Source organism: Asticcacaulis sp. (assembly GCF_027484505.1).
Classification (GTDB): domain Bacteria; phylum Pseudomonadota; class Alphaproteobacteria; order Caulobacterales; family Caulobacteraceae; genus Asticcacaulis.
In genome coordinates, this window is sequence record NZ_JAIXSV010000364.1 from 1 (window position 1) to 24,079 (window position 24,079).

Annotated in this window: 22 protein-coding genes; 7 read left to right on the forward strand and 15 right to left on the reverse strand. The window is 60.8% G+C overall.

Annotation, left to right across the window (positions count from 1 at the left end):
- Positions 1-20: 20 nt before the first annotated feature.
- Positions 21-830 (reverse strand): hypothetical protein, encoded by an 810-nt coding sequence (locus Q0072_RS21200; RefSeq protein ID WP_298333887.1) that lies wholly within the window; start codon positions 828-830, stop codon positions 21-23.
- 103 nt (positions 831-933) lie between these two features.
- Here Q0072_RS21200 and Q0072_RS21205 point away from each other — a divergent pair, with 103 nt between their 5' ends.
- The 4 genes from Q0072_RS21205 (at position 934) to Q0072_RS21220 (ending at position 4,470) form a co-directional block, all read left to right on the forward strand.
- Positions 934-1,374, forward strand: a complete 441-nt coding sequence (locus tag Q0072_RS21205; protein WP_298333889.1) for a type II toxin-antitoxin system PemK/MazF family toxin — start codon at positions 934-936, stop codon at positions 1,372-1,374.
- A gap of 254 nt (positions 1,375-1,628) precedes the next feature.
- Positions 1,629-2,960 carry a flagellar protein export ATPase FliI gene (gene fliI / locus Q0072_RS21210; RefSeq protein ID WP_298333891.1) on the forward strand — a complete coding sequence of 444 codons (1,332 nt, stop codon included), beginning with the start codon at positions 1,629-1,631 and terminating at the stop codon, positions 2,958-2,960.
- 12 nt (positions 2,961-2,972) lie between these two features.
- Positions 2,973-3,386 carry a flagellar export protein FliJ gene (locus tag Q0072_RS21215; protein WP_298333893.1) on the forward strand — a complete coding sequence of 138 codons (414 nt, stop codon included), beginning with the start codon at positions 2,973-2,975 and terminating at the stop codon, positions 3,384-3,386.
- A 19-nt stretch (positions 3,387-3,405) separates the two neighbouring features.
- The gene (locus Q0072_RS21220; RefSeq protein ID WP_298333895.1) at positions 3,406-4,470 is read left to right on the forward strand and encodes an endo-1,4-beta-xylanase; all 1,065 of its coding nucleotides are present in this window, start codon (positions 3,406-3,408) and stop codon (positions 4,468-4,470) included.
- A 1-nt stretch (position 4,471) separates the two neighbouring features.
- Here the strand turns inward: Q0072_RS21220 and Q0072_RS21225 are convergent, their stop codons facing one another.
- The 12 genes from Q0072_RS21225 to Q0072_RS21280 all read right to left on the reverse strand — a co-directional run bounded on the left by Q0072_RS21225 (position 4,472) and on the right by Q0072_RS21280 (position 17,750).
- Complete coding sequence (locus Q0072_RS21225; protein WP_298333897.1) at positions 4,472-4,942, reverse strand: DUF4282 domain-containing protein; 471 nt, start codon at positions 4,940-4,942, stop codon at positions 4,472-4,474.
- 102 nt (positions 4,943-5,044) lie between these two features.
- Positions 5,045-5,542, reverse strand: coding sequence for a DUF4262 domain-containing protein (locus Q0072_RS21230; RefSeq protein ID WP_298333899.1), 498 nt, complete (start codon positions 5,540-5,542; stop codon positions 5,045-5,047).
- Between the two features lies 1 nt (position 5,543).
- Positions 5,544-7,646, reverse strand: coding sequence for a flagellar biosynthesis protein FlhA (gene flhA / locus Q0072_RS21235; protein ID WP_298333901.1), 2,103 nt, complete (start codon positions 7,644-7,646; stop codon positions 5,544-5,546).
- A 419-nt stretch (positions 7,647-8,065) separates the two neighbouring features.
- Positions 8,066-9,436 carry a sigma-54 dependent transcriptional regulator gene (locus Q0072_RS21240; RefSeq protein WP_298333903.1) on the reverse strand — a complete coding sequence of 457 codons (1,371 nt, stop codon included), beginning with the start codon at positions 9,434-9,436 and terminating at the stop codon, positions 8,066-8,068.
- A gap of 11 nt (positions 9,437-9,447) precedes the next feature.
- Positions 9,448-9,735, reverse strand: a complete 288-nt coding sequence (fliN, locus tag Q0072_RS21245) for a flagellar motor switch protein FliN (protein WP_049781676.1) — start codon at positions 9,733-9,735, stop codon at positions 9,448-9,450.
- Positions 9,736-9,782: 47 nt separating this feature from the next.
- Positions 9,783-10,448 (reverse strand): flagellar assembly protein FliH, encoded by a 666-nt coding sequence (locus Q0072_RS21250; protein ID WP_298333906.1) that lies wholly within the window; start codon positions 10,446-10,448, stop codon positions 9,783-9,785.
- Positions 10,449-10,826: 378 nt separating this feature from the next.
- Positions 10,827-11,846: a flagellar motor switch protein FliG gene (fliG, locus tag Q0072_RS21255; protein ID WP_298333908.1), complete on the reverse strand. Its 1,020-nt coding sequence runs from the start codon at positions 11,844-11,846 to the stop codon at positions 10,827-10,829.
- Positions 11,847-11,856: 10 nt separating this feature from the next.
- Positions 11,857-13,542, reverse strand: a complete 1,686-nt coding sequence (fliF, locus tag Q0072_RS21260) for a flagellar basal-body MS-ring/collar protein FliF (protein ID WP_298333910.1) — start codon at positions 13,540-13,542, stop codon at positions 11,857-11,859.
- 291 nt (positions 13,543-13,833) lie between these two features.
- The gene (locus tag Q0072_RS21265; RefSeq protein ID WP_013478113.1) at positions 13,834-14,115 is read right to left on the reverse strand and encodes a DUF1153 domain-containing protein; all 282 of its coding nucleotides are present in this window, start codon (positions 14,113-14,115) and stop codon (positions 13,834-13,836) included.
- Positions 14,116-14,285: 170 nt separating this feature from the next.
- On the reverse strand, positions 14,286-15,704 hold the full coding sequence (locus Q0072_RS21270) for a flagellar hook protein FlgE (RefSeq protein WP_298333912.1): 1,419 nt from the start codon (positions 15,702-15,704) through the stop codon (positions 14,286-14,288).
- Positions 15,705-15,749: 45 nt separating this feature from the next.
- Positions 15,750-16,427, reverse strand: coding sequence for a flagellar hook capping FlgD N-terminal domain-containing protein (locus Q0072_RS21275; protein ID WP_298333914.1), 678 nt, complete (start codon positions 16,425-16,427; stop codon positions 15,750-15,752).
- Between the two features lie 9 nt (positions 16,428-16,436).
- Complete coding sequence (locus Q0072_RS21280) at positions 16,437-17,750, reverse strand: flagellar hook-length control protein FliK (RefSeq protein ID WP_298333916.1); 1,314 nt, start codon at positions 17,748-17,750, stop codon at positions 16,437-16,439.
- 417 nt (positions 17,751-18,167) lie between these two features.
- Between Q0072_RS21280 and flgK the strand changes: the two genes are divergently transcribed.
- From flgK to mnmA, 3 genes are all read left to right on the forward strand, one after another.
- The gene (gene flgK / locus Q0072_RS21285) at positions 18,168-20,324 is read left to right on the forward strand and encodes a flagellar hook-associated protein FlgK (protein WP_298333918.1); all 2,157 of its coding nucleotides are present in this window, start codon (positions 18,168-18,170) and stop codon (positions 20,322-20,324) included.
- A gap of 11 nt (positions 20,325-20,335) precedes the next feature.
- Positions 20,336-21,253, forward strand: coding sequence for a flagellin (locus Q0072_RS21290; protein WP_298333920.1), 918 nt, complete (start codon positions 20,336-20,338; stop codon positions 21,251-21,253).
- A gap of 315 nt (positions 21,254-21,568) precedes the next feature.
- Positions 21,569-22,777, forward strand: coding sequence for a tRNA 2-thiouridine(34) synthase MnmA (gene mnmA, locus Q0072_RS21295; RefSeq protein ID WP_298333922.1), 1,209 nt, complete (start codon positions 21,569-21,571; stop codon positions 22,775-22,777).
- Here mnmA and Q0072_RS21300 read toward each other — a convergent pair.
- Positions 22,774-23,277: a helix-turn-helix domain-containing protein gene (locus Q0072_RS21300; protein WP_298333924.1), complete on the reverse strand. Its 504-nt coding sequence runs from the start codon at positions 23,275-23,277 to the stop codon at positions 22,774-22,776. The genes mnmA and Q0072_RS21300 overlap by 4 nt on opposite strands.
- Positions 23,278-23,464: 187 nt before the next feature.
- Positions 23,465-23,947, reverse strand: a complete 483-nt coding sequence (locus Q0072_RS21305) for a hypothetical protein (protein ID WP_298333926.1) — start codon at positions 23,945-23,947, stop codon at positions 23,465-23,467.
- Between the last annotated feature and the right edge of the window lie 132 nt (positions 23,948-24,079).

The window sequence follows — 24,079 nt, forward strand, 5'->3', positions numbered from 1 at the left end:
GCGCCACCTTCGCTTTAAAATCACCCGAATACTTCGTGCGTTTGCCTGTCATTTGTCTCGTCCTTCTCAGAGAACGACACAAGCTTAGCACCTTGTCCGATTTTCCGGGACCACCTCAAACAGACTGTTTTGCGATGGTGCGATTTGGCGTCCTCAATCACCCCCGCGATAAAATCCTGCGTGCGGCTGAGATTGATGGCGTCGGCGTCTGAGCGCGCAATATCCCTGACGTCGTGCCGCGCATAAAGGGCTCGCGCCGCCTCGATAATGGTCGGGGTCGGGCGATAACCACTGGACGCCCACTGGACAACATCCAGACGCCGGTGACGGTGCTGCGCCGCCACGTGCCGGAGGATGTCACCGAGGTCGATGATGCTGGACAGGAGTGGCTTCGACACCTGATCGAGCGCCAGTTCCGGCTGCGACAGCGGCGACGTCTTGGCCCGCGTCGCCACCAGAATGGGTACGATCGACAGGTGATGGCTGCCCGCATGGAAGTTTTTCAGATCGAGCGCATAGTCTTCGACCTGCTCAATGGCATGGCGGTCAAAGCCTTCGCTGCCCACCTTGAATTCGATGATGAAGATACAGTCGCCGATGACCACCACCGCATCGGCGCGTTTACCCATGCGCGGGATGGTGAACTCAAAATAGAGGGTGAAGGCGTCGATCGTCGTCAAAGCATTGCGCAGAATACGTATCTGCTGAAGCCACGCGCCCTTCTGTTCAAGGTCGAGCGCAAAGGTATTGGCGCGCGCCAGTTCACCGAGAATCTGATCATCGGAATCGCTGAAGAATTTGTCCCGGTCGGCGGTATAATAGGCGCGCATCGATCCCCCCTCCAAATAGTTTTATAACTCCGCACTCCCACTTGCAATCAGCTTGCATTTTGTCTCTATAATACAGAGGTGAGTTGGCAAATTGGGGGAAATAATGGCTTTGCCACAAGGAATACGCCCGTCACCTGGTCAAGTATTAATGTGCGAATTTGGTCCTAATCCAGACCAGATTATACCACCTGGCATAATGAAGGGGCCATTGGCCGTAAAACCGGAAATCTATAAACAGCGTCAGGTCATTGTGATAAATTCCACTACAGCACTGACTACAGTTGTTCCGCTATCTACCGTTGCGCCAAGAACGCCTACAAAAATTCATCACAAGATTGCAGCCGGCACATACCCTTTCCTCGACCCAAATGATGATAGTTGGGTAAAGGGCGACCTTATAACAACGGTAAGCAATCAACGCTTGGATCGCCCCTATGTCGCCGGGCGTAGAGAGACTGTAAAGATTTCCTCTGATGACCTAAAAGAAATCAGAAAAGTGGTTCTCCACGCACTTGCAATGAGCACATTGGCGTCAAATTTATAGCATATTGTACCTCGCCGAGTGATGCTATTTAGTGATTGCGCCAACGCTTGATAAAACCGTGACTTTCACTTTTAAATTGACAAAACCTCACAGAGTCGCTAAATGCCGTGTGTCAACGGTAGCCATTCCGTAAGCTAGATCGTCCACCCCTTGCAGGCCTGCTTGCAAGGGGTAAGTTTTTTGGCGTTACGTTGGTTGAGCAAGGTTTAAAAGCGTTAACCTTTCTTAAGGCCCCGTTCACCATACTCACCGCCATGCAGGACCTTCTCCATACCGCTCGCAATATCGACCCGATGCAGGTCTATGGCCGTGTGGCCGTGGTCAATGGCTTGCTGATCGAAGCCAAGGGCGGCATGTCGTTCATGGAGGTGGGCTCGCGCTGTGAGATCATGCGCCGCCACGATGCTCCCCTGCCCGTCGAGGTCGTCGGCTTCCGCGAAGACCGCGCCCTGATGATGCCCTTTGGCCCGGTCGAAGGCGTCGCCCCCGGTGCCGAAATCCGCATCTCCAACGAAGGGGCCAAGGTCTATCCTTCAACGGCCTGGCTGGGGCGGATTATTGATGCCTTCGGTGATCCCATCGACGGGCTGGGGCCCCTGCCTAAGGGCGGAATCGGCTACCCGTTGAAGGCCGCGCCGCCGCCCGCCCATTCGCGCGCGCGGGTGGGGGAGCGCCTCGACCTCGGTGTGCGGGCGATGAACGTCTTTACCACCTGCTGCCGCGGTCAGCGACTGGGGGTGTTCGCCGGTTCCGGTGTGGGTAAGTCGGTGCTTTTGTCCATGCTGGCGCGCGAAGCGGCCTGTGATGCGGTGGTGGTCGGGCTGATCGGCGAACGCGGCCGCGAAGTGCGCGAATTTGTCGAAGAAACCCTTGGCGAAGCCGGCATTGCCCGCGCCATCGTCGTCGTCGCCACCTCCGATGAGCCCGCCCTGAAACGCCGTCAGGCGGCCTATATGACGCTGGCCCTGTCGGAGTTTCTGCGCGATCAGGGGCTGGAAGTGCTGTGCCTGATGGACTCAGTGACGCGCTTTGCCATGGCCCAGCGTGAGATCGGTCTGGCCACCGGTGAGCCGCCGACGACCAAGGGCTATACCCCCACCTGCTTTGCCGAATTGCCCAAGCTGCTGGAGCGCGCCGGTCCCGGTCCGATGCTGCCCGACGGCACGCAGACCGGGCCGATTACCGGCCTGTTCACCGTGCTGGTCGATGGCGACGACCACAATGAACCGATTGCCGATGCCGTCCGCGGTATTCTGGATGGCCACATCGTGATGAGCCGTTCGATTGCTGAACGCGGCCGCTTTCCGGCCATCGACGTGCTGAAAAGCATCAGCCGCACCATGCCAGGGTGCCAGACCCTCCCCGAACGGGAGGTGGTGCGCAATGCCCGCGCCGTCATGTCGGCCTATACCAATATGGAAGAACTCATCCGCATCGGAGCCTATCGCACGGGGGCCGATCCGCTGGTCGATCGGGCGATTCAGCTCAACCCCAGCATCGAACACTTTCTGTCGCAAAGCCCCGATGAGGCCACAAGTCTTGACGACTCCTTTACCCTTTTGGGCCAGATTCTCAGCTCTCAATAAGGGAGTTGCGTGATGGCCTCGTGGGTAAAGTCTCTGATCCGTATTTCGACCTTCGAGGTGGAGACGCTTCAGAAGCGTCTGGCCGAAGTGGCTACCCGCCGCACCCACGTCGAAATGAAGATTTCGACGCTCGATGCCGAACTGGCGCTTGAAATCGCCCGCGCCGCGCAGGAACCCGCCTTCAGTTTCGACCTGACCGCCTATAAAAAAGGCTGGGCTCTGCGCCGCGAACAGTGCGTCTCTGAGCTGGAGCTGATTGCGCATGAAGAGGCCGGTATACGCGACTCGCTGAACGGGGCCTTTGAAGAGCTGAAAAAGTTTGAGCACGTCGCCGAAACGACCCGCCTGTCGAAGGTGGCCGCTGAACTGAAGCGCGAAAGCGCGGCCATGGACGAAGCCGCCCTGCGTCTGCGCTTCGCCGGTTAACACTATCGCGGGGGGACAGGTGACATCGAAACCCCAAGCCCTTCCCCGCCGCACGGCTCTGGCCGCTATGGGTGCCGCCCTGCTCAGCGCCTGCGGGCGCGGCGAAGCGGCCACCGGTGCCATCGCGCCCCTCAAATCGCACGTGCCTTTTCCGCTCGGCGTCTGCGCCATGACCGCGCAGATGGGTGACCCGCAATGGGCCGCCATGATCGCCACCCATTTCGACCGCATCACGCCGGAATGGGAAATGAAGATGGAATATATCCTTCAGCCCGACGGTAGCCTGCGCTTCGACGCGCCCGACCGCATCGTTCAGCAGGCCCGCAACTATGGTCAGTCCGTTGTGGGGCACACCCTGATCTGGTACGCGCAGGACGGCGAGCATTTCCAGAGGCTGAAAGGCAACCGCCCGGCATTCGAAGCCGCCTATCGCGCCTATATCCGCGACGTGATGACCCACTACACAGGCCATGTCGATGGCTGGGATGTGGTCAATGAACCCATTCTGGACGACGGTTCGGACCTGCGTGATTGTCTGTGGCGCGCGGTTTTAAGCGACGCCTATATCGACATCGCCTATCAGGCCGCGCATGAGGCCGACCCCGCCTGCCCGCTGATCCTCAATGACTACAATCTCGAATACTATCCGGCCAAGCGCAAATCCTTCCTCTCTCTGGTCGAGGGGATGCTGAAGCGCGGCGTGCCGCTGCACGTGCTCGGCACGCAGACCCATATCGCCGCCGATCTGCCCAGGGGCGCGGTCCGCGAGACCCTACGCGATTTGGCGGCGACGGGGCTGAAGATCCACTTGTCGGAACTCGACATCAGCCTGAAAGAGGCCGCGAAAAACGCGCTCGATTTCAAGGATTACCGCGACGCCCAGCGCGCCCTTTATGAAGAGGCCGCAGAAGCCTATGCGGCCCTGCCCTCGGCGCAGCAATTCGGCCTGACCGTCTGGGGCCTGCGCGACAAGGACTCGTGGTATAACCGCAAGGACAGGGGGCTGATCGCTGACGAGCCGCTCCTGTTCGATGATGCGGGGCAGCTCAAACCCGTCGGTCAGGCCTTCGTCAAGGCTCTATAACTCAGTCCGCTTTTTTGCCGACGAAGAACGGGTTTTCCAGCACATCGCCTTCGACCGTTTCGGCGGCCGGGGCCTCGACGGGGGCGGTGAACACCGGATTGGCGGCGGGCTCAGCCACAACCGGCTTCGCGCCTTCGGTCACCGCGCGCAAGGCCCGCAGATCATCGGCGATGCGGAAGATGGCGACGTAAAATTCGCAGAAGGACCGCCACAGCAGCAGCGCCGCCACGAGGAACAGGAGCCCGCCGATCAGGAACGGCACGGCCAGAAAAATCCCCCACGGCATTTCTTCGCGCATGGCAATACCGACCGTGCCACCCACCACGGCAAACAGCCCCAGCGCCACCAGCGCCAGACCGGCCCAGTAGATGATATGGATGACCGGCTTGGTCAGCAGGCGGTCAAAGGTCATCAGATCGACGACGATGTCTTTCGGCTTTGTGCTGCCGAAGGCTTTTTTGATCACGCCCATATTGGTTCCTTTGAAACGCTGGTGCGTTTTTGGTCCTAAAGCCGGAAAACGGCGTCTTCTGTCAAGAGATAACGGAGAATCATTAAAGGCATAAGAGCCAAACTATTCCGTTTTCAAGCCACCCCAATTGCCAAAACTCAGGTCAGGTTGAGACTCCGCGAACTCAGGGGCAAAGCCATCCTGCCATGGAAACAGCCCGTTATGATCCGGCCATACCATTTGCCAAAGGGCAAAATTCTCATGTCCGTAAAACCAACGGGCAGATAAGGGGTATTCAGAATAAAAGCGCTTATCAACCGGAAGGAAAACAACATCGAGATTTCGCAAAATTTCGGGAACCCTGATGCCCAATTCAAAGGTTTTTCCGTTCTTCATAAGGCTGTAGATATCGCCAAGAAAATCATGCCCGTGCTTGATAGAGAACATGATGATTTCAGGCTGCGAAACAGTGGCTTCAAACCCAACAGAATAGGTAAAACCCGAACCCTCCTCGTCCGCTAAGACACTTGTCGCGAACCAGCCATATTCCCGCACGCAACGAACGATCTTACGCTCGTAGTCGCTGAAATGCTCATCATCCCTATCGAGTGCATTCGTCATACTACACCTGCCCCACCGTCCGCAGGCGGACCTTCGGATGGATTTCGTTCTGGCTCATGACGGTGGTATTGCCGCGGAAGCGCTCAACGATGGAGCGCACATAGGGGCGGATGCCGGGGCTGGTCAGCAGCACCGCCACCTCACCCGACATCGACACCTGCTCGAACGTATCGCGCACCGCACGGATAAATTCCTGAAGCTGCGACGGGGCCATCGACAATTGCCGCTCCTCGCCCACCCCGATCAGCGACCCGGCAAAGGCGTTTTCCCAGTCGTTCGACAGGGTGACAATGGGCAGGGCTCCGTCCTCAGCCCGGTTCTGCCAGCACAGTTGCCGCCCCAGACGCGAACGCACGTGCTCGACCATCTGGGTCACCGACTTGGTATGCGGGGCCACCTCACCCAGCGCTTCGAGGATAGCGGGCAGGTCGCGGACCGAGACGCGCTCTTTCAACAGCGCCTGTAACACCCGTTGCAGCGTCGCCACCGTCACCACCGACGGGATCAGGTCGTCGATCAGCTTCTTCTGCCCCTCCGGCGCGTCTTTCAGCAGTTTCGCCACCTCCGAATAGGACAGCAGCTCCGACATATTGTCCTTGAGGATTTCGGTCAGGTGCGTGGTCAGGACGGTGGCCGGATCGACGATCGTATAGCCCATGAAGGTCGCTTCTTCGCGCAGGGCATTGTCGATCCAGGTCGCCGGAATACCAAAGGCCGGCTCCTTCATATGCTCACCCGGCAGTTCGACCTGACGTCCGGACGGGTCCATCACCATCAGTTGCCCCAGACGCACCTCACCGGCCCCGGCCTCCATCTCCTTGAGGCGGATGGCATAGCCCTGTGTCGGCAGACGCATATTGTCCATCAGGCGCACAAACGGCATGACGAAGCCGTATTCCTGCGCCAGAGTCCGACGCAGGGCCTTGATCTGATCGGTCAGCTTGCGCCCGTCATTGTCGTTGATCAGGCCCAGAAGCCCCAGCCCCAGTTCGACCTTCACGTCGTCGATAGCGAGCGTTTCGGCCATGGTTTCTTCGGTCGGCGCGGCAGGCGCGGCCTCAAGTGCGGCCGCCGCCGCGGCAGGGTCTTCCTTGGGCTTGCGCCCCAGCTTCCACGCCAGAAAACCCGCCCCGATGGCAATGGCCGCAAACGGAATGATCGGCATACCGGGCACAAGGCCCAGCACACCCGCCGTGGCCGACACCATGCCAAGCACGACCGGGTTCATGGCCAGCTGCGCCACCAGCGCCTTATCGGCCGAGCCATCGACGCCCGACTTCGACACCAGAAAGCCCGCGCCCATCGAGATGATCAGGGCCGGAATCTGCGTCACCAGACCGTCACCAACGGTCAACTGAATATAGGTCGAAGCCGCCTCACCCGCCGGCATACCGTGCGACAGAATACCGATCAGGATACCGCCGACAATATTGATCCCGGTGATGATCAGCCCGGCAATGGCGTCACCGCGCACGAACTTCGAGGCGCCGTCCATGGCGCCGAAGAAGTTCGACTCCATCTCGACTTCCTTGCGCTTGCGCTTGGCCTCTTCCATGTCGATGATGCCCGCCGACAGGTCGGCATCAATGGCCATCTGCTTGCCCGGCATCGAGTCGAGGGTAAAGCGCGCCGACACTTCGGCAATCCGGCCGGACCCCTTGGTGATGACCACAAAGTTGATCAGGATGAAGATCGCAAAAACGATCAGCCCGATGATGAAGTTGCCCTGCATGATCAGGTTGCCGAAGGCCTGAATGGTCGCACCGGCGGCGGCGTGACCTTCGTGGCCGTGGCTGAGGATCAGGCGCGTTGAGGCGACATTCAGCGCCAGGCGGAACAGGGTGGTGATCAGCAGCACCGTCGGGAAGGCGGAAAATTCCAGCGGCTTCTTGATCAGGATGGCCGTCATCAGGATCAGCACTGAGGTGGCAATCGAGATAGAGAGCAAAAGATCAAGCAGGATAGCCGGGATAGGGATGATCAGGAAGACGATGATCATCATGATGCCGACGGCCATCACGACTTCACCGCGCTTCAGCCAGCCCGCGACCTCAGACAGCTTAAAGGGCTGAACCCCTGTATTGGCTGTTGCCGCGTCCGCCACTCACTGTCCCCGAAACAAAGGCCTCTACGCACCCGCAGACGCACTGCGGGCATTAGGCAAAAATTACCTATGGCGTGGTGAAGAAAGGGTTAAGGCCGGTTAAGGATAGCCGTTTTTAGATAGGCCTCCGGCGGGCAGGGGCACAGCCCTGCACCCGGATGATTGCGTACGCAATCGGTCAAGGTCTTTTGCGTAGACGCAACGCAGATTTTAGCCACGAACGGCACGAAAAGCACGAACTTCATTGCGCGTATACTATGCGCGAAGCGCCCCCAACCCTGCCTGTTACGCAATGAGAAAGGCCCTTCGGGCAAAATCATTAAACGGTTTTTCTCGCACCATTCCTGTTCATCTGCGCGCGGTTACGGGGTCCGGGGCCAACTGGCCCCGGAATTTTAAACCTTCAACGTCTTCAACACTTAAGCCGCCGAAGCGCCCGATTGCGGGGCCGGGATGCTTAGCCCCTGCGCCGCGTATTCGTTCAGCTTGTTGCGCAGGGTGCGGATCGAGATGCCGAGGATATTGGCCGCGTGGGTGCGGTTGCCGAGGCAGTGGCTCAGCGTATCGAGGATCAGCTTCTGTTCGACCTGGGCCACGGTGGAGCCGACAAAGGTGCGCGCGGCGCTTTCGGCGGCCTGAGCGGCACGATTGATATAGTCCATGCCGATCGGGGCTACCGGATTGAGCGGCTGACCGTCCGGCAGGCGAATGGCTTCCGCATCGATTTCCGATCCGGCGGAGAGCAGCACCGCGCGGTGCATGGCGTTTTCCAACTCACGCACATTGCCGGGCCAGCCGTGCGCCTGAAGCCGGCGCTTGGCCTCCATCCCGATGGGTTTCAGCGGGATGCCATTGGCCTCGGAATATTTCTTCACGAAGAATTCCGACAGGACCACAATATCCGCCGGGCGTTCGCGCAACGGCGGGATGGCCAGATTGATGACATTGAGGCGGTAGAGCAGGTCTTCGCGGAAGGTGCCGTCCTTGACCGCCTGCGCCAGATTGCGGTTGGAGGTCGCCAGCACGCGGATATTGACCGGCACCGGCCTGGCCCCGCCGACGCGGTCGATGACGCGCTCCTGAAGGGCACGCAGCAGCTTGGCCTGAAGGCGGGCGTCCATTTCCGAGATTTCATCGAGCAGCAGGGTGCCGCCGTCGGCTTCTTCGAACTTACCAATGCGGCGCGCCATGGCGCCGGTGAAAGCCCCTTTTTCGTGACCGAACAGCTCGGATTCCAGCAGATTATCCGGAATGGCGGCGCAGTTGACCGAAATGAACGGCTTTTGCGCGCGCTTCGATTTTTCGTGGACGTAGCGCGCCATGACCTCCTTACCGACGCCGCTTTCGCCGGTAATCATGATCGAGGCGTCCGACGCCGACACCTGATCGGCCAGCTTGATCACCGCCTGCATGGCCGGATCGTGCGAAATCATCGGGCGCGAATCGTCGGCGACGGCGGCCAGAACGGCGGCGATCAGCTCGGCATCGGGCGGCAGGGGGATGAATTCCTTGGCCCCGGCGGTAATCGCCTGCGCCGCCTTGCGCGGGTCGGGATTAACGCCGCAGGCCACGACCTGAACGTGGATGCGTTCGCGCTCATTGGCTTCGATCAGCGCGCCGATATCCAGCTCGTAATCGACCATCAGCAGGTCCGCGCCCTGCCCCTTGCGCAACGCGTCCGTGGCCTGGGTCACGGTTTCGACGTGCGCCACCTTGGCCCCGGCATCCATAGCCATCTTCACGGCGGCGGAGAGTTGCCCGCTCAGGCGTCCAACAACCAGCAGTCTCATATCCCTACTCCTTACCCGGCCGAATCTTCAGACTTGATGATTTCCGTCATGGTCACACCCAGACGTTCATCCACCACCACCACTTCGCCACGCGCGACCAGGCGGTTGTTCACGTAAATATCAATGGCTTCACCGACCTTGCGGTCCAGCTCCAGCACGCTGCCCTGCCCCAGCTTGAGAAGCTGCGACACCGACATATAGGCCTTGCCCAGAACGGCGGAGATATTGACCGGCACATCGAAGACCGGCGCGAGATCGGCCGCCGCCTTGGTGCCTTCGTCGTCGCCGCCGGGCACCATGGCCTGACCTTCGCCGAACTCTTCCAGCTGGAAATTCTCAGACATGGCTATGATGCCTCTCGGGTTGCCGGCGTGTGGGCCGGGTGTTGACTGTGGGCCATTTCGGCCAGCAAGACTTCTTTGAGCGCGGCGCGCAGCGCTTCGGTGATGCGGTCCGGATCATAGGCGGCGCGCCCTTCCGGCCACTGAATCTCGAACGCGCCGACGTGGCGACCACCGGCCTCACGAAACTGAATCGCGCCCTGAAAACCGGTCAGGGCGGCGGCTTCGCGCGCGGCCTTTTGCAGATTGGCGTCCGGCGAGGAGGCCGTGATGATCAGGCGCGGCGCACCGGAAATTTCTTCGCCCAGCGCCTCCAGAGCCGCCTTGACCGGCGCTTCGGGGAACAGCTCCAGCGCCTGAGCGGCGATCTTTTGCGCACAGACCAGCGCCAGTTCGACGCATTCGGCCTTGTGACTCATCAGCACAGAGTTCAGCGCCTCAAGCCCATGCCCCGCAGCCTCAGCCAGAGCCTGCACGGCCTGCGCCTGCGCCGCCTGAGCGCGCGCCATGGCCGACAGCTCGCCCTGGGTATAGGCCTGCTGACGAATGGCCTCGACCTCATCGGGGGTGAAGAACTTCTTTTCCTTCGGGGTGCTGGCCAGCACATGCCCGCCGTCGCCATAGACGGTGCCGAAGTCGAACTTCTTATATCGGGGCGGGGTATGGGTCATGCGGATAATCTCCTCCCTGTGCGCAGCATGGGGAGGTGGATCGATGCCGTCAGGCAGCGAGACGGAGGGGGACAAAGCCAAACGGAGACGCGCGCGGAAACACCCGCGTCATCACCCTCCGTCCGCTTCGCGGCCACCTCCCCATCGCTGCGCGACAGGGAGGAGAAAATGAGGCTCATCATCCGCACTTTTCCGCTCACGGCCAAAGGCCTCCGCGAGGGCGGCGACGGTTCGCCGGGGCGCGCTTGCGCCCTGTCGGCGCTGATGACCTTAATAGATAAGCTCATCATCCGCACTTTTCCGCTCACGGCCAAAGGCCTCCGCGAGGGCGGCGAAACATCGCCGGGGCGCGCTTGCGCCCTGTCGGCGCTGATGATCTTAATAGATAAGCTCATCATCGCCTCCCTGACCGGCCAGCATGATTTCGCCCTTAGCCGCAAGGTCCTTGGCGACCTGCACCATCGCCATCTGCGCGGAATCGACGTCTTTCAGCCGTACCGGCCCCATTGAGTTCATGTCATCGCGCATGATCTTGGCCGCGCGCTCGGACATGTTGGAGAAGAAGAGGTTGCGTAAACTGTCCGACGCCCCCTTGAGCGCCAGCCCCAGCTGATCCTTTTCCACCGCCCGCAGCAGCGTCTGCACGCCGCCCGGATCGAGCTTCGACAGGTCTTCGAACACGAACATCAGGGCGCGGATACGTTCCGCCGACTCGCGGTTACGTTCTTCCAGCGCGGCGACGAAGCGGCTTTCGGTCTGGCGGTCGAAATTGTTGAAGATTTCGGCCATCAGTTCGTGTGAGTCGCGCTTCGACGTGCGCGCCAGGTTCGACATGAACTCCACGCGCAGGGTCTGTTCGATCTTGTCGAGGATTTCGCGCTGCACCGGCTCCATGCGCAGCATCCGCTGCACGCATTCCAGCGCAAAGTCTTCGGGCAGAGCCGACAAAACACGCGCGGCGTGGTCGGACTTGATCTTCGACAGGACCACCGCGACCGTTTGCGGGTATTCGTTTTTCAGATAGTTGGCCAGCACCGCTTCGTTGACGTTGCCCAGCTTGTCCCACATGGTGCGACCGGCCGGACCGCGGATTTCCTCCATCAGGGCATCGACCTTGTCCGACGGCAGGAAGGATTGCAGCAGGCGCTGGGTCTGTTCGTAAGACCCCATAATGGTGCCGGAATTCGACAGACCCGACACAAATTCAACCAGCAGTTCTTCGACCACGTTCGAGGACACCGTGCCCAGCGACGACATGGCCTGAGAGATTTCCTTAATCTCTTCCTCGTCGAGCTGACGCCACAGCTCGGTATGCTCTTCGCCGAGCGCCAGCATGACCACGGCGGCTTTTTCCACGCCGTTCAGTCGTTTGGGGTCGTCTATGATGTTCTTCGCCATAGGTTACGCCTTAACTGTCGTGCAGCCACGACCGCAGAATCGAGATCGATTCTTCCGGGTGGCGTTCCACGAATTCCGATACGCGCTTGACCGATGAGGCCTTCACCTGACCTTCGATCTTGGCAATATCGATGCGGCTATCGACCGGCGAAATCGCCAGTCCGGTGCCCGGCGCGCCCTGATAGTCCAGCGCCCCGGCCGGTACGGCGACCGGCACCCCATCGGCCCCCATCACCATCTGCACCGGGCCACCGGCGCCAGCCAGAGCCGGCACACCGCCCGGCCCGGCCACCGCGCCGTTATTGACGAATTTCAGCAGCGGACGGGCGACGAAGAACAGCACCAGCAGCGCCACCACCAGCAGGATCAGCCACTGAATGGCCGTGACGATGTCGTCCTTGGTGAAATCAAACATGCCTGCCGAAGCCGCCGTGCCGCCCAGACCCGCCGCCTCACGCGCAAAGCGGATATTGGTGACCTTAAGCTCGTCCTTGCGGCCATTGGGGTTGGTCGCCGTCTGATCCGTATAGCCGATGGCGGCACGGACCAGTTCCTCGATCTGCTGCATGTCCTGCGCTGAGCGCGGGGCATAGGTCGGCGGCGACTTGCCATCGGCGGCCGGGGTCCAGGTGCCATCGACCACCACCGCCACGGCCAGTTTCTTGATAGCGCCCGGCGCGATCACTTCGGTCGTCTTGGTGTTGGAGATTTCGTAGTTGGTCAGTTCGCCGGTCGTTTCGCTCTGATTACCCGTCGCGCCCTGTCCGGGGGCCGCCGCACCGCCGGGGATGTTGGCCTGCGCCGTTACCGTACCGTTATTGGCATTGTCGGTGGAGGAGTCGGTCGAAGTGTCCGTGCGGGTCGAACGCACCACCTGACCATCGGGATCATACTGCGTCTGTTCACGCGTCAGCGAGTTGAGGTCGAGGTCGGCTGTCACCGTCACGCGCGCCGCACCGGGGCCCACCACGCCTTCGACAATGTCCTTCACCCGCTTGCGCAGGGTTTCCTCGATCTCGGTCTTGCGCTCAGCTCCACCAGCCCCCAGCAGATTGTCATCTTCCCCCCCGGCGGCCAGCAGGCGGTTCTTGTCATCGACCAGCGTGACCGCATTGGCCTTGAGGTTCGGCACGGCACCAGCAACCAGATTGCGGATGGCGCGCACCTGATCACCGCTCAGCTCGGTATTGCTCAGGCCCACCACGACCGAGGCCGTGGGTGCCGCGGCCTCTTCCTGAAACAGCTCACGCTTGGGCATGACCAGATGCACGCGCGCCGAATTAATGCCTTTCAGCGAGGCGATGGTGCGCGCCAGTTCGCCTTCGAGGGCGCGTTGATTATTGAGGTTCTGCACAAACTCGGTCTGCCCCAGCGCCGGGGCCTTGTCGAACAGCTCATAGCCGACGGAACCAGCGGTCGGCAGCCCCTTGGAAGCCAGCATCAGGCGGGTTTCGCCCACCGTATCGCGGTCCACCATCAGGGTCGAACCGTCACCCTTGGCCTGATACTTGATCCCCGCCTGATCGAGCGCGGCGGTGATTTCTGAGGCTTCTTTCAGATCGAGATTGGAATAGAGCAACGCCTGCGGCTTGCCCGTCATGTTCAGCGCAATCGCCGCCAGCACGGCAGCCACACCGATAGACACGCCGATAATGACGGCCAGACGGCTAAGCCCAAACTGTTTGAGGAAATCCACGACCCCGATACCCTGCCATCAGACACAACTACGGACCCGTTTGCGGGTCACTAGGCAGTAATTTCCCAGTGAAGCGTAAACGAGCCGTTAAGGGATCGGGTAAACGGGTAAATTCTTAACACCGACCGGCTTAAAGCCTCGGTCGTGAAGCAGGAAGACCCGGCTTTCACCGGGTCCCTGTCGGATTAGAGCGCTTTTCGTTCAGATTGAATCGGAACGAAATACGCTCTAAATTTTTGGTTTAACGCGCTTTTCTACCCGAAAAGTGCCTCACACTTTTCGGAAAGCGCTCTAACGGTACTGCTGGATGCGCGTTGTGCGCAAACCCGCCATACCGTGGCTGTCGATCGCCTTTTGCCAGCCGAGGAATTCCTCGGAGGTAATGCCATAGCGTTCGCAGGCCTCTTCGAAGGTCAGCAAGCCCCCCCGTACGGCGGCCACGACTTCGGCCTTGCGCCGAATGACCCAACGCTCCGTTCCCGGCGGCGGCAGGTCGTTCAGGGTTAATTTGGCACCGGTTGGTCCAATCACGTATTTTTCGCCTTTGCTATCGCGGCGTTGTTCTTGCAGCATGATTCTTCACGCCTTTCTTACCATCACCATGGATGCCAAGATAACGCATGGAATCTAATATCCGCTTAATTGCCTTAGTAAATATATTACTAATAACGGCATATCAGGATATTAATATTCCATTCACCATGCTTTACCGCTCGTTATTACAAGTTAATCAAACTCAATACTTAGCGCTTGATGTTCAGCAACTCTTGCATCATCTCATCGGCCGTGGTGATGGTTCTGGAATTTGCCGAATACGCACGCTGGGTGACGATCAGGTTGGTAAATTCTTCGGAGAGATCGACGTCTGAGGCCTCAAGCGTGCCTACCCCCAGCAGACCCGCCCCGGAAACGCCCGGCACCTTCAGTGTCAGGGGACCGGAGTCATTGGATACGGTGTAGGCGTTACCGGACACCGGCGTCAGACCGTCGGCATTGACGAAGGTCGCCAGAGCCAGTTGCGCGATGTCGCGCGTCGAACCGTTCTTGAAGATCGCCGTGACCAGCCCTTCCTTCGAGATCTGCACCTTGTCGAGGCCGGAGAAGGGCGTGCCATTGGCATCCACGCGATTGGTGCTGGCGGAGTTGAGCTGCGTCAGGCCGCCCTGATCGCCATTGAATTCGACCTTGACCGTCTGAGCGGCGACGCCGATGGCGCTGTTCCAGTTAAAGCTCAGGTTCAGCGCGGTGGAGCCCGTAGAGGTGCCCGTCGAGTCCTGAATATCGCTCAGCTTGCCCGACGAATTATAGACCAGACGCCCGCGTGAGACGATCCCGTTGGTGGACGCGGCGGTCGCCGGTGTCACGGTCGAGTCCTTCACATCCGGCGACCAGACTTCATAGGCCCAGGTATTGGCGGCGATGGGCGGTGTGGCGGTGGGATCGGCGGCCAGCTTGATCATCGAAACGGTCAGCTTGCGCTCGCCACCCTGACTGTCCGACACCGGAATGGTGATTTCATAGTCCGGGCGGGTGGAGGTCGTCGTATTCGGGGCGGAGGCATCATAGGCCGCCATCGGCAGGGTGGTCGGGCTGGCCGCGTATTCATCGGCACGATCCGAAACCGCCTGATTAGCGTTCAGATTGCCGACAATTTCCGCGAAGGTGGTCGGTTCGATCTGTGCGGCGATGTTTTCGACATTGATGGTGCGCAACTGGCTGAGGTCCGCCGCCGACAGGGTGGGGCTGCCGCCCGCGGCGATGGGCCAGCCCTGAAGATAGAGGTTCGAAGCGTTGCGCAGATAGCCGTCTTCATCGGCAAAGAAGGAGCCGTCACGGGTAAAGACGCGCGCGTCTTCGGCGGTCGGAGCCGACGACTGCGTGGTGATAAAGAAGCCCTGACCGTCGATGCCGAGATCAAGCTGGCTCGACGCCTTTTGCAGGGTGCCTAGCGTCGAGATCATGTGACGGGTCGTTGAGGACACCCCGCCGGCATTATAGCCCGTGGGCGTGGAAGACGCCGTGACGATCGACTGAAAATCCGTGCGCACGCGCTTATAGGCGGTGGTGTTGGAATTGGCGATATTGTTGGAAATCGCCGACAGGGCATTGGAATTGGAGGCCAGACCGGCAACGCCGGCCTGCATGGAGGCGCTCAGGCTCATAGTTCAGACTCCAGACAAAAACGCAGGAAAAGGGAGAGGATGGGATCAGGCATCGGCGGTTTCGCGCACGCCGGTGACGTAGGACATGGGGATCAGCGAGTAGCCCATACGCAGGACGATCTCGCCATTGATCAGTTCGGTGGCATCGACGCGCTGCTGAACAGAAATGGCATTGGAAATGGCCGTGCCATTGGCCCCGGTGGCGGTGACCTTGAGCGTGTAATTGCCCTCCTTCACCGTAGCGCCGGTCGAATCCTTGCCATCCCAGGTGAAGCTGTTGTCACCCTTTTTCAGCTGGTCAGAGGTGCCTTTCCAGACGGTCTTACCATCGGCATCGAGCACCTCGACACCCACCTGTGACGCCGAGTTGGCCAGTTCGTAATGCCAGGTCAGCGGCTTGTCCTTGAAGGTCTGGGTATCGATGTCGGCCACGGCGGTCTTGCCGATCATATTGACCGAATTGGCCACATTGCCCGCACCGAGGCCCACCAGCGACTTCAGATACTCATTGGCCTTAAGTTGCTGTTCGACGCTGGTGTACTGGACAAGCTGGTTGGTCCATTGCGTGGAATCCATCGGCGACAACGGGTCCTGATTCTTGATCTGCGCCGTCAGCAGACCCAGAAAGGTTTCATAGGTGGTGGCCAGCCCACCGGTCGTTGAGGTGGTGGTGGATGTCCCGCTGGTATTCGTGCCGGACGTATTGGATACAGACGTGACCATGACAGTTCCTTACACGAGCAAACTGAGCGAAAGGGTGCGCGCCGCGCCGTAGCCATCGGCAGACAGGCGGGCATAAAAGGCGGGATCGGCAGACGCGGCCATAAGCTGCGCGTCGATAAGCGTATGGGCTTCGGCGACCGCGGTATCGGCCTCCGGCACCGGTAATTCGTAGTCGGACGATTGCGAGGCCGTGTACTGACGACCGCGCCCCTGATCGCCGGAGGTAAAGCTCAGCGAGGCGTCATCCATCTGAAATCCCGCCTGCTCCAACTGACGGCGCAGATCGTCCTGACGGCCCTTGAACTCGCTCTCGGCCACCGGACTGTCGAAGCGCAGATGCGCCGTCAGCTTGCCGTCGTGGGCGATTTCGAGCTTCACCTCGACCTTGCCCATATCGGTGGGGCGCAGTTCCATATCGAAGCTGGTCGATTTGCTGCCCAGCCGCCGCGTAATCTGCGCGCTGAGGGCGGCGATGTTTTCGGCGGCGTGGGCCGACTGGCTATAGGTGCGGACAGTGTCCTGCGCCGTCGGCGCGGGCGGTGTGAAACGCACCCCGCTGTCGGTTTGCGGCAGGGTCTGGGCCTGAATCTGGCTGAGCGCCGGATTGGCGGCCTGTGACGGCTGTGCCGGCACCGTCGTCGCCGGTTGGGGGCTGGCCTCCGTGGAGCCGCTGCCATTCAGCGCGCCGGACAGGGTTTGCAGGGTGTCGGACAAAGACCGCCCCTCGACCTTCGCCGCTGGCGTCACCGAGGTGTCAGTGGCAGGGTTCTTGTCCGATGCGGGCTTCAGATCATCGGATACGGCGTCCTCCGCGACCTCATCTGTTGTCTGGGGTGCGGCCGCTCCCGTCAGGGTCGGCAGGGGCAGCGCGACCGCGCCCTTGACCAGGGGGGACGCTGATGCCGAGGCCGCAGTGGCGGGCGTTGGCATGGCCTGAAGCTCCGGAGCGGTCACAGTCCCTTCACCAATCGCCTGTGGCACGGCAGTCGCAGCCAGAGCGTCAGCGACCACGGCCTCTGTCGCTGCGGGCTGGGCGGCCGCAACAACGGGCTGAGGCGCTTGCTGCCCCAGCAGAAGCGCCAGCAGATCGGGGCTCAGTTCCCCCGTCCCTTTTGCCGGTTCCGGCGTATCGTCAGCGGTTTCCGAAGACACGCTTTGCGGCAGCGGCCCGGCTTCGTCGGTTTGCGCCGCCGCCAAAGCCTGCGTGAACAGGGTCGCCAGCGTCGCCTCCCCCTCAACAGAGGCCGCACCCGTGCCACCCGTAGCGACCACTGGGGCGCTCGGCAGAGGGGTCGCGTTCGAAGGCAGCAGGTCTGCGGACAAAAGGGGCATCTTCGCTGAGGGCCGTCGCCTCCGTTCAGGAGCCACGGCTGAGGTCAAGCGAACGCCTTTTGCGTCCGAAAATCGTCATCCGTTGATCGCAAAGGTCATGCCAGATAATAAGTTATTGTTTTTATTAATTTTAACAAATGATGCCCGGCGTATTTTGCCGGGATGACGCCCCCGCAGCCGGAACAAACTTGCCGGGGGCGGTCGCTCTCTGCCCCCCGATCCGAGCGACATTTCAGAGTGGCATCCTATTTGAAACCTTCCTTTTGGTTTACGCATTGCGCCGCGCGCGGAAAAAAGCAAGTCAATGAAAAGTATGAATAAATTTTTCAACTCGGTCCGGAAGGGACGGCAAATTCTGCCGCTCGTCGGGCAAGGCTTGCCTAAAACGCCTCAGCGGGAGGCCTGATCATGTCGCTCAACTCGATCCTGAATATCGGTGCCTCCGGCCTGATGACGGCGCAAAGCCAGTTGCGCGTCGTTTCGGACAATATCTCGAACGTCAATACGCCGGGCTATATCCGCAAGGTGGGCACCCAGCAGGCCAGCGTCATCGGCTCTCAGGGGGCCGGTGTCACGGCCGGTCAGGTGATGCTGGCCGCCGACAAATACCTGCAACAGGCGGCCGTGCGGGCCAATTCCTCCGCTTCGCAGGCCGAGGTCTTCCACGATCTGTTCGACCAGATCCAGTCGCAGTTTGGCGACCTGACCGACAAGAATGGCCTGTTCAATCTGGGTGACAAGGCCCTGTCGGCCGCCGGCACCGCGGCGGAAACCCCGGCGTCCAGCGCGGCGCGTCAGGAAGTGCTGTCAGCGCTGGAAAGCTTTTTCGACGAGAGCCAGCGCATCTCCGGAGAAATCCAGAGCGCGCGCGCCAATGCCGATAGCCGCGTCGCCACAACGATCAAGGCGATCAATGACCTGATCAAGAATATTTCGGACCTCAACCCAACCATTTCGCAGGCCAATGTCAACGGCAGCGACGCTTCGGGGGCGCAGACCAAACAGACGGGCTATATCGACGAACTGTCGAAGCTGATCGACGTCGAAGTCAGCACCAACAGCAATGGCGGGGTGACGGTACGCACCACCTCAGGCATGGTGCTGGCGGGTGATCAGCGGGCGGCCCTGTCCTATCAGCCGACCAACCCCGTCACCGCCGCGACGAACTTCAACCCGATCATCGTCACCGGGCCGAACGGGGAAAAGCGCGATTTTTCCGAGCATATCAAGACCGGTGAGCTGCGCGGGCTTCTGGACGTGCGCGACAAAGAGTCCAGCGCCGTCAGCGCGCAACTGGCTGAATATATGTCGGTCTATGCCGATCAGCTCAACGCCGCGCATAACGCCGCCTCGGCTGTGCCCGCTCCGAACGCCCTGACCGGCAAGGCTATGAACCAGACCCTGGCCGAAGCCCTCAACGGCTTTGCCAACGCCGCCGGTACAGGCAGCGGCACGACCAATCTGACCGTCCTCAATGACAAGAACCAAATTGCCAGCAAGGTCGCCCTGACCTTCAGCCGAGATGCCTCCGGCAACAGTCAGGTGTCGATCAATGGCGGGACGGCGGTCCTGACCTCAGACTCGACCCTGCTATCACAGATCAATACGGCCCTGAATGGCAGCGGGACCCTCAGCTTCGCCGACGGCAAGCTGAGCTTCACCGCCACCAACAGCACCTATGGCGTGGCCATCGGCGACGACCCGACCAGCCCGGCCGTGAAAAACGGCAAGGGCTTCTCGCACTTTTTCGGCCTGAACGATCTGGTGCGCAGTGAGGTACCCTTCGACTACGCCACCGGTCTGACGGCCAGCTCTGCCCACGGTTTCGACAGCGGCAGTGTTAAGTTCAATGTCATGAATGGTTCGGGGTCTCGCGTGCAAACCGTGGACATCGCCTTCCCGGCGGGCGGCACCATGGCGGATCTCGTCAATACGCTGAACGACACCTCCAGCGGGCTGGGCCGTTATGGCACCTTCTCGCTCAGCACGTCTGGCGAACTGAGTTTCCGCGGCTTTGGCAATCCGGCCAACAGTCTGGGTATAGCCGAAGACTCCACGACGCGCCTCGGCACAGGCGCCTCGTTCAGCCAGATGTTCGGGCTGGGCGGACTGGCGGCCGAACGCACAGACAGCCTGACGCTCGACCCGACCATCGCCAACAATCTCGACCGCCTGTCGATGGCGACGCTGAACCTTTCTGCGGCTACGGGGACACCGGCACTGGTCGCCGGGGATGGCAGCGGGGCTCAGCGTCTGGCGGCCATCGCCACCAAGAGCGTCACCTTCAAGGCGGCCGGGGCCAACGCGGGCGGCAGTTCGACACTCACCCGCTATGCCGCCGACCTCGCCGGACAGGTGGGGGCCACCGCCGCGACGGCCAAGTCGCGCATGGACGGAGCCAACGCCCTCGCCGCCGAAGCCTCCTCACGTCGCAGCGCTGCCGAAGGCGTCAACCTCGATGAGGAACTGATCAACCTGACCACCTATCAGCAGGCCTATTCGGCCTCCTCGCGCCTCATTCAGGCGGCGAAGGAGATGTACGATGTCCTGTTCAACATGTTCTGAGGTAAATACTGATGCGTATCTCTACCGGTCAGATGTGGGGCAATGCCCTGTCGAACCTCATGCAGGCACAGGTCCGCAAGGACGAGGCCAATAACCAGCTATCGACGCAAAAAGTGGCGACCGATTTCGCGGGCTATGGCCGCGGCGCGGAAATCATCGCCGCCTATCAGTCATCGCTGGAGCGCATCACCGGCTACAGTCAGGTGGCGCAAAGCGTGTCCGACCGTCTCGACAGCCAGAATATCGCGCTGGAACGCGCCAGCGACGGCATTGCCACCGGTAAGGATGGCATTATGGACGCCATCGCCAGCAAGTCGCTCGACGGGCTGACCACCGTGCTGCAATCGAGCTACATGGCCTTTGCCGACGGCCTGAACTACAAGCATCAGGGCACCTACCTGTTCGGCGGCGGCAATGAGGGCGAAGCCCCGCTATCGGCCAATTCTCTCAGCGATCTGGCCGGAACGGCGGCTGCGGATGTCTTCAAGAACGGCAGTGTGAAAAAAGCTTCGAAGATCGACGCCACCACCACCCTGCAAACCGGTATGCTGGCCAGCGAGATCGGGTCCGAAGGCGTCACGCTCTTTCGCGAAATGAAAGCCTTCATCGACGCCAATGCCCCCATGCAGGGCGCGATGACCGATGCACAGCAGGCCACGCTTCAGGGCTTCGCCACCCGCATGAGCGCCGCCTATACCAAGATGGTGGACCAAACCGCGCTCAACGGTACGTTCCAGAACCGCGTCGAAAACACCCTGAAGTCGCTGGAAGGTCAGGAAAGCAGCCTGAGCAATCTCATCGCCAATAAAACCGATATCAACATGGCCGAAGCCTATACCAAGCTGGAACAGGCCGACCTGACGGTGCAGGCGGCGTCGCAGGTGGTGGCCAATCTCAAATCGGTGTCCCTGCTTGACCTGCTGAGATAAGGCCCGCTCACCGCTTTGTGAATTTATCCACAAGGCCGCAGGGTCTATTATAAGGATGTGGTTAGCCACGTCCAAAGACCCCGCGCGGGGCCATCTGAATGTTGTGCCGTTCACGCCTGGGTCTGAAGGCCTTGAGATGAAAACCCGGGACGCCCTCCCGCCGGATCGTCGCCCCAAAGCCTTCGCACCCGCGCCTGAGCCGTCCATTCGGGATGAAAGCAAAAAGGCCCCGTCTTCCGGCGGGGCCTTCTGTTTTGGGCAAATACTTCCGCTGCCCCCTACTCTTTTCCGCTCAAAAGCCTTATTTAGCGCCTCATGACCGCCTCTGTACCTGCCTGTCCTGTTCCTGTATTCGATGCCGCCGATCTGGGCGATGCGATTGCGCGCGTGCGCCACAGCGTCGGCCTGCCCGCAGGGGCGCGCGTTGTGGCCGCCATGTCGGGCGGGGTGGATTCGTCGGTCGCCGCCGCCCTTTTGCACGCTGCCGGCTATGAGGTGATCGGTGTCACGCTTCAGCTTTATGACCACGGGCAGGCGCTGAAAAAGACCGGCGCCTGCTGCGCCGGGCAGGACATCCACGACGCCCGCATCGCCGCCGAAAAGATCGGTATTGCCCACTACGTGCTGGACTATGAGAGCCGCTTCAAGGACTCGGTGATCGAGGAATTTGCCGACTCCTATCTGCGCGGCGAAACGCCGGTGCCGTGCATCCGCTGCAACCAGACGGTCAAGTTCCGTGATCTGCTGGATGTCGCCCGCGATCTGGGGGCCGAAGCCATGGCCACCGGGCACTATGTCGAACGCCGAGACACAGGCAACCGCGCCGAACTGCGCCGCGCCGTCGATCGCAACCGCGACCAGTCCTATTTCCTGTTTGCCACCACGCGCGAACAGCTCGACTTCCTGCGCTTTCCGCTGGCCGACATCCCCAAGCCGCAGGTGCGCGACATCGCGCGCCAGATGGGACTCAACGTCGCTGCCAAGCCGGATTCGCAGGACATCTGTTTTGTGCCCGAAGGCAAGTACACCACCCTGATCGACCGGTTGCGTCCGCAAGGCCGCGAGGCGGGCGACATTGTGCACCTCGATGGACGTGTTCTGGGGCGGCATCAGGGCATTACCGGCTATACGATTGGTCAGCGGCGCGGGCTCAATATCGCCGTGGGCGAGCCCTTGTTTGTCATCAGGCTCGATGCCGAGACGCGCCGGGTTATCGTCGGCCCGCGTGACGCGCTGAACACGGCTGCCCTCGTCATGAAGGAAACCAACTGGCTGGGCGATCACGAGACGCTGGAATCGGCAGCGGCCGCCCACCTGCCGGTGCTGGCGCGCGTGCGTTCGACCCGCCCGCCGGTCCCGGCGCGGCTCAACCTGCATGAGGGTCAGGTCGAGGTGGTGTTTGACGCTTCGGAAGAAGGCGTGGCCCCCGGTCAGGCCTGCGTCCTCTACGACCCATCGGACGAAGACCGCGTGCTGGGGGGCGGCTTTATCGAACGCACCCGTGCGGTAGACTTAGCGGTTTAATCGAGTGCCATACCTTTGCGGGCATAGAGTTCCGACAGGGTCATACCCCGGCCGTCTTCGCGCGCCTTCAGTACGCTGTGTTCGCCGATCATCTCACCGCAAGCCTCGCATTTGGGCTGGGTGATAAAGATGCCTTTGCAGTCGTCGTGGACCAGTTCAAAGAAGGGGACATCGTCGTCGTCATAGACGTGCTGACGCCCCCAGCCATAGAGCGCGACCAGAACGCCCTTGAGGCTGCGCCCTTTTTCGGTCAGCACATATTCATGCCGTAACGGACGCTCGGAATAGACCACGGCCTGCATCAGGCCCAGCGCCACCAGACGCTTCAGCCGCGCCGCCAGCACATTGCGCGCCACGCCCAGACTCTTTTGCCATTGCTCAAAGCGGCTATGCCCCAGAAAGGCATTGCGCACGATGAGCAGGGTCCACGGTTCTCCGACGATGTCTATAGCCGCCGCAATGGCGCACCTTTCGCCGGAATAGTCAGCCGAACGTCCCATAATATGTCTTTTCTTCTGTGCGACGCCAGCCATGGCGTCGCCACACCCCAGGTCCAAAGGCTTAAGGACAGGGGGTTGATGAAAACCTAAAATTCAGGGCTAACGGAAGCCTGAGAATGCGATTAAATCTAAAAAACGGGACTATCTTAAGGGCGCCGGTATTTAGACACCAGAGCATTGTTTTTGCTTACGGATTAAAGGCAAACAGGGTCGCCACAGCGCGGCTTAAACGCACCTCATCGCTGTGGACAAAGTCCTGATCGAAGGCCTGACCGTTCCAGTGTACCAGTACCGTTACGCCGTCATCCAGCGACAGGATCAGACCGTCCGTGTGCGTTTCGATATCGCCGTTGCAGTGGTCGGCAAAGCTGCCGCAATCGACGGCATAGGTGGCCGCCGGTGCGCGCTGCACCTGCGCCGCCAGACGCGCATCGAGACTGATCACCTTGACCTCTTCGCCGCGGCCGAGGCGCATATAGACGGCCTGGCGGTCGCCCTCTTCGGCGCTGAACACCACGTCGTCGATGCGGCCATCGCCGTCAAAGTCACCCTTGAGCGAGGTGGACAGGCCATTAAAGGGGGCCTTGGACACATCGGTGCGCAGATCGGCGGCACCGGCGGTGCCCGCTAACATCATACCCACCATCGCCACGGCCAGTGCCCGCATCATCGTCTCCGCCTCTGTGCAGCGTTGTTATCCCGTATGGGTACAGGATGTGGCTGCCTGTCCTGTTCTAAGCAGGAACGGTGCCAACCACTGCCACAAAGGTTAACGGCGGTAAAGACCTTTCATTAACCAATA

Coding starts and splice junctions, on each gene's coding strand:
- Q0072_RS21200 (WP_298333887.1), bottom strand. CDS start 830: ATGCGCGCCTATTATACCGCCGACCGGGACAAATTCTTCAGCGATTCC.
- Q0072_RS21205 (WP_298333889.1), top strand. CDS start 934: ATGGCTTTGCCACAAGGAATACGCCCGTCACCTGGTCAAGTATTAATG.
- fliI (WP_298333891.1), top strand. CDS start 1,629: ATGCAGGACCTTCTCCATACCGCTCGCAATATCGACCCGATGCAGGTC.
- Q0072_RS21215 (WP_298333893.1), top strand. CDS start 2,973: ATGGCCTCGTGGGTAAAGTCTCTGATCCGTATTTCGACCTTCGAGGTG.
- Q0072_RS21225 (WP_298333897.1), bottom strand. CDS start 4,942: ATGGGCGTGATCAAAAAAGCCTTCGGCAGCACAAAGCCGAAAGACATC.
- Q0072_RS21230 (WP_298333899.1), bottom strand. CDS start 5,542: ATGACGAATGCACTCGATAGGGATGATGAGCATTTCAGCGACTACGAG.
- Q0072_RS21240 (WP_298333903.1), bottom strand. CDS start 9,436: ATGAGACTGCTGGTTGTTGGACGCCTGAGCGGGCAACTCTCCGCCGCC.
- fliN (WP_049781676.1), bottom strand. CDS start 9,735: ATGGTGCCCGGCGGCGACGACGAAGGCACCAAGGCGGCGGCCGATCTC.
- Q0072_RS21250 (WP_298333906.1), bottom strand. CDS start 10,448: ATGACCCATACCCCGCCCCGATATAAGAAGTTCGACTTCGGCACCGTC.
- fliG (WP_298333908.1), bottom strand. CDS start 11,846: ATGGCGAAGAACATCATAGACGACCCCAAACGACTGAACGGCGTGGAA.
- Q0072_RS21265 (WP_013478113.1), bottom strand. CDS start 14,115: ATGCTGCAAGAACAACGCCGCGATAGCAAAGGCGAAAAATACGTGATT.
- Q0072_RS21270 (WP_298333912.1), bottom strand. CDS start 15,704: ATGAGCCTGAGCGCCTCCATGCAGGCCGGCGTTGCCGGTCTGGCCTCC.
- Q0072_RS21275 (WP_298333914.1), bottom strand. CDS start 16,427: ATGGTCACGTCTGTATCCAATACGTCCGGCACGAATACCAGCGGGACA.
- flgK (WP_298333918.1), top strand. CDS start 18,168: ATGTCGCTCAACTCGATCCTGAATATCGGTGCCTCCGGCCTGATGACG.
- Q0072_RS21290 (WP_298333920.1), top strand. CDS start 20,336: ATGCGTATCTCTACCGGTCAGATGTGGGGCAATGCCCTGTCGAACCTC.
- mnmA (WP_298333922.1), top strand. CDS start 21,569: ATGACCGCCTCTGTACCTGCCTGTCCTGTTCCTGTATTCGATGCCGCC.
- Q0072_RS21300 (WP_298333924.1), bottom strand. CDS start 23,277: ATGGGACGTTCGGCTGACTATTCCGGCGAAAGGTGCGCCATTGCGGCG.
- Q0072_RS21305 (WP_298333926.1), bottom strand. CDS start 23,947: ATGATGCGGGCACTGGCCGTGGCGATGGTGGGTATGATGTTAGCGGGC.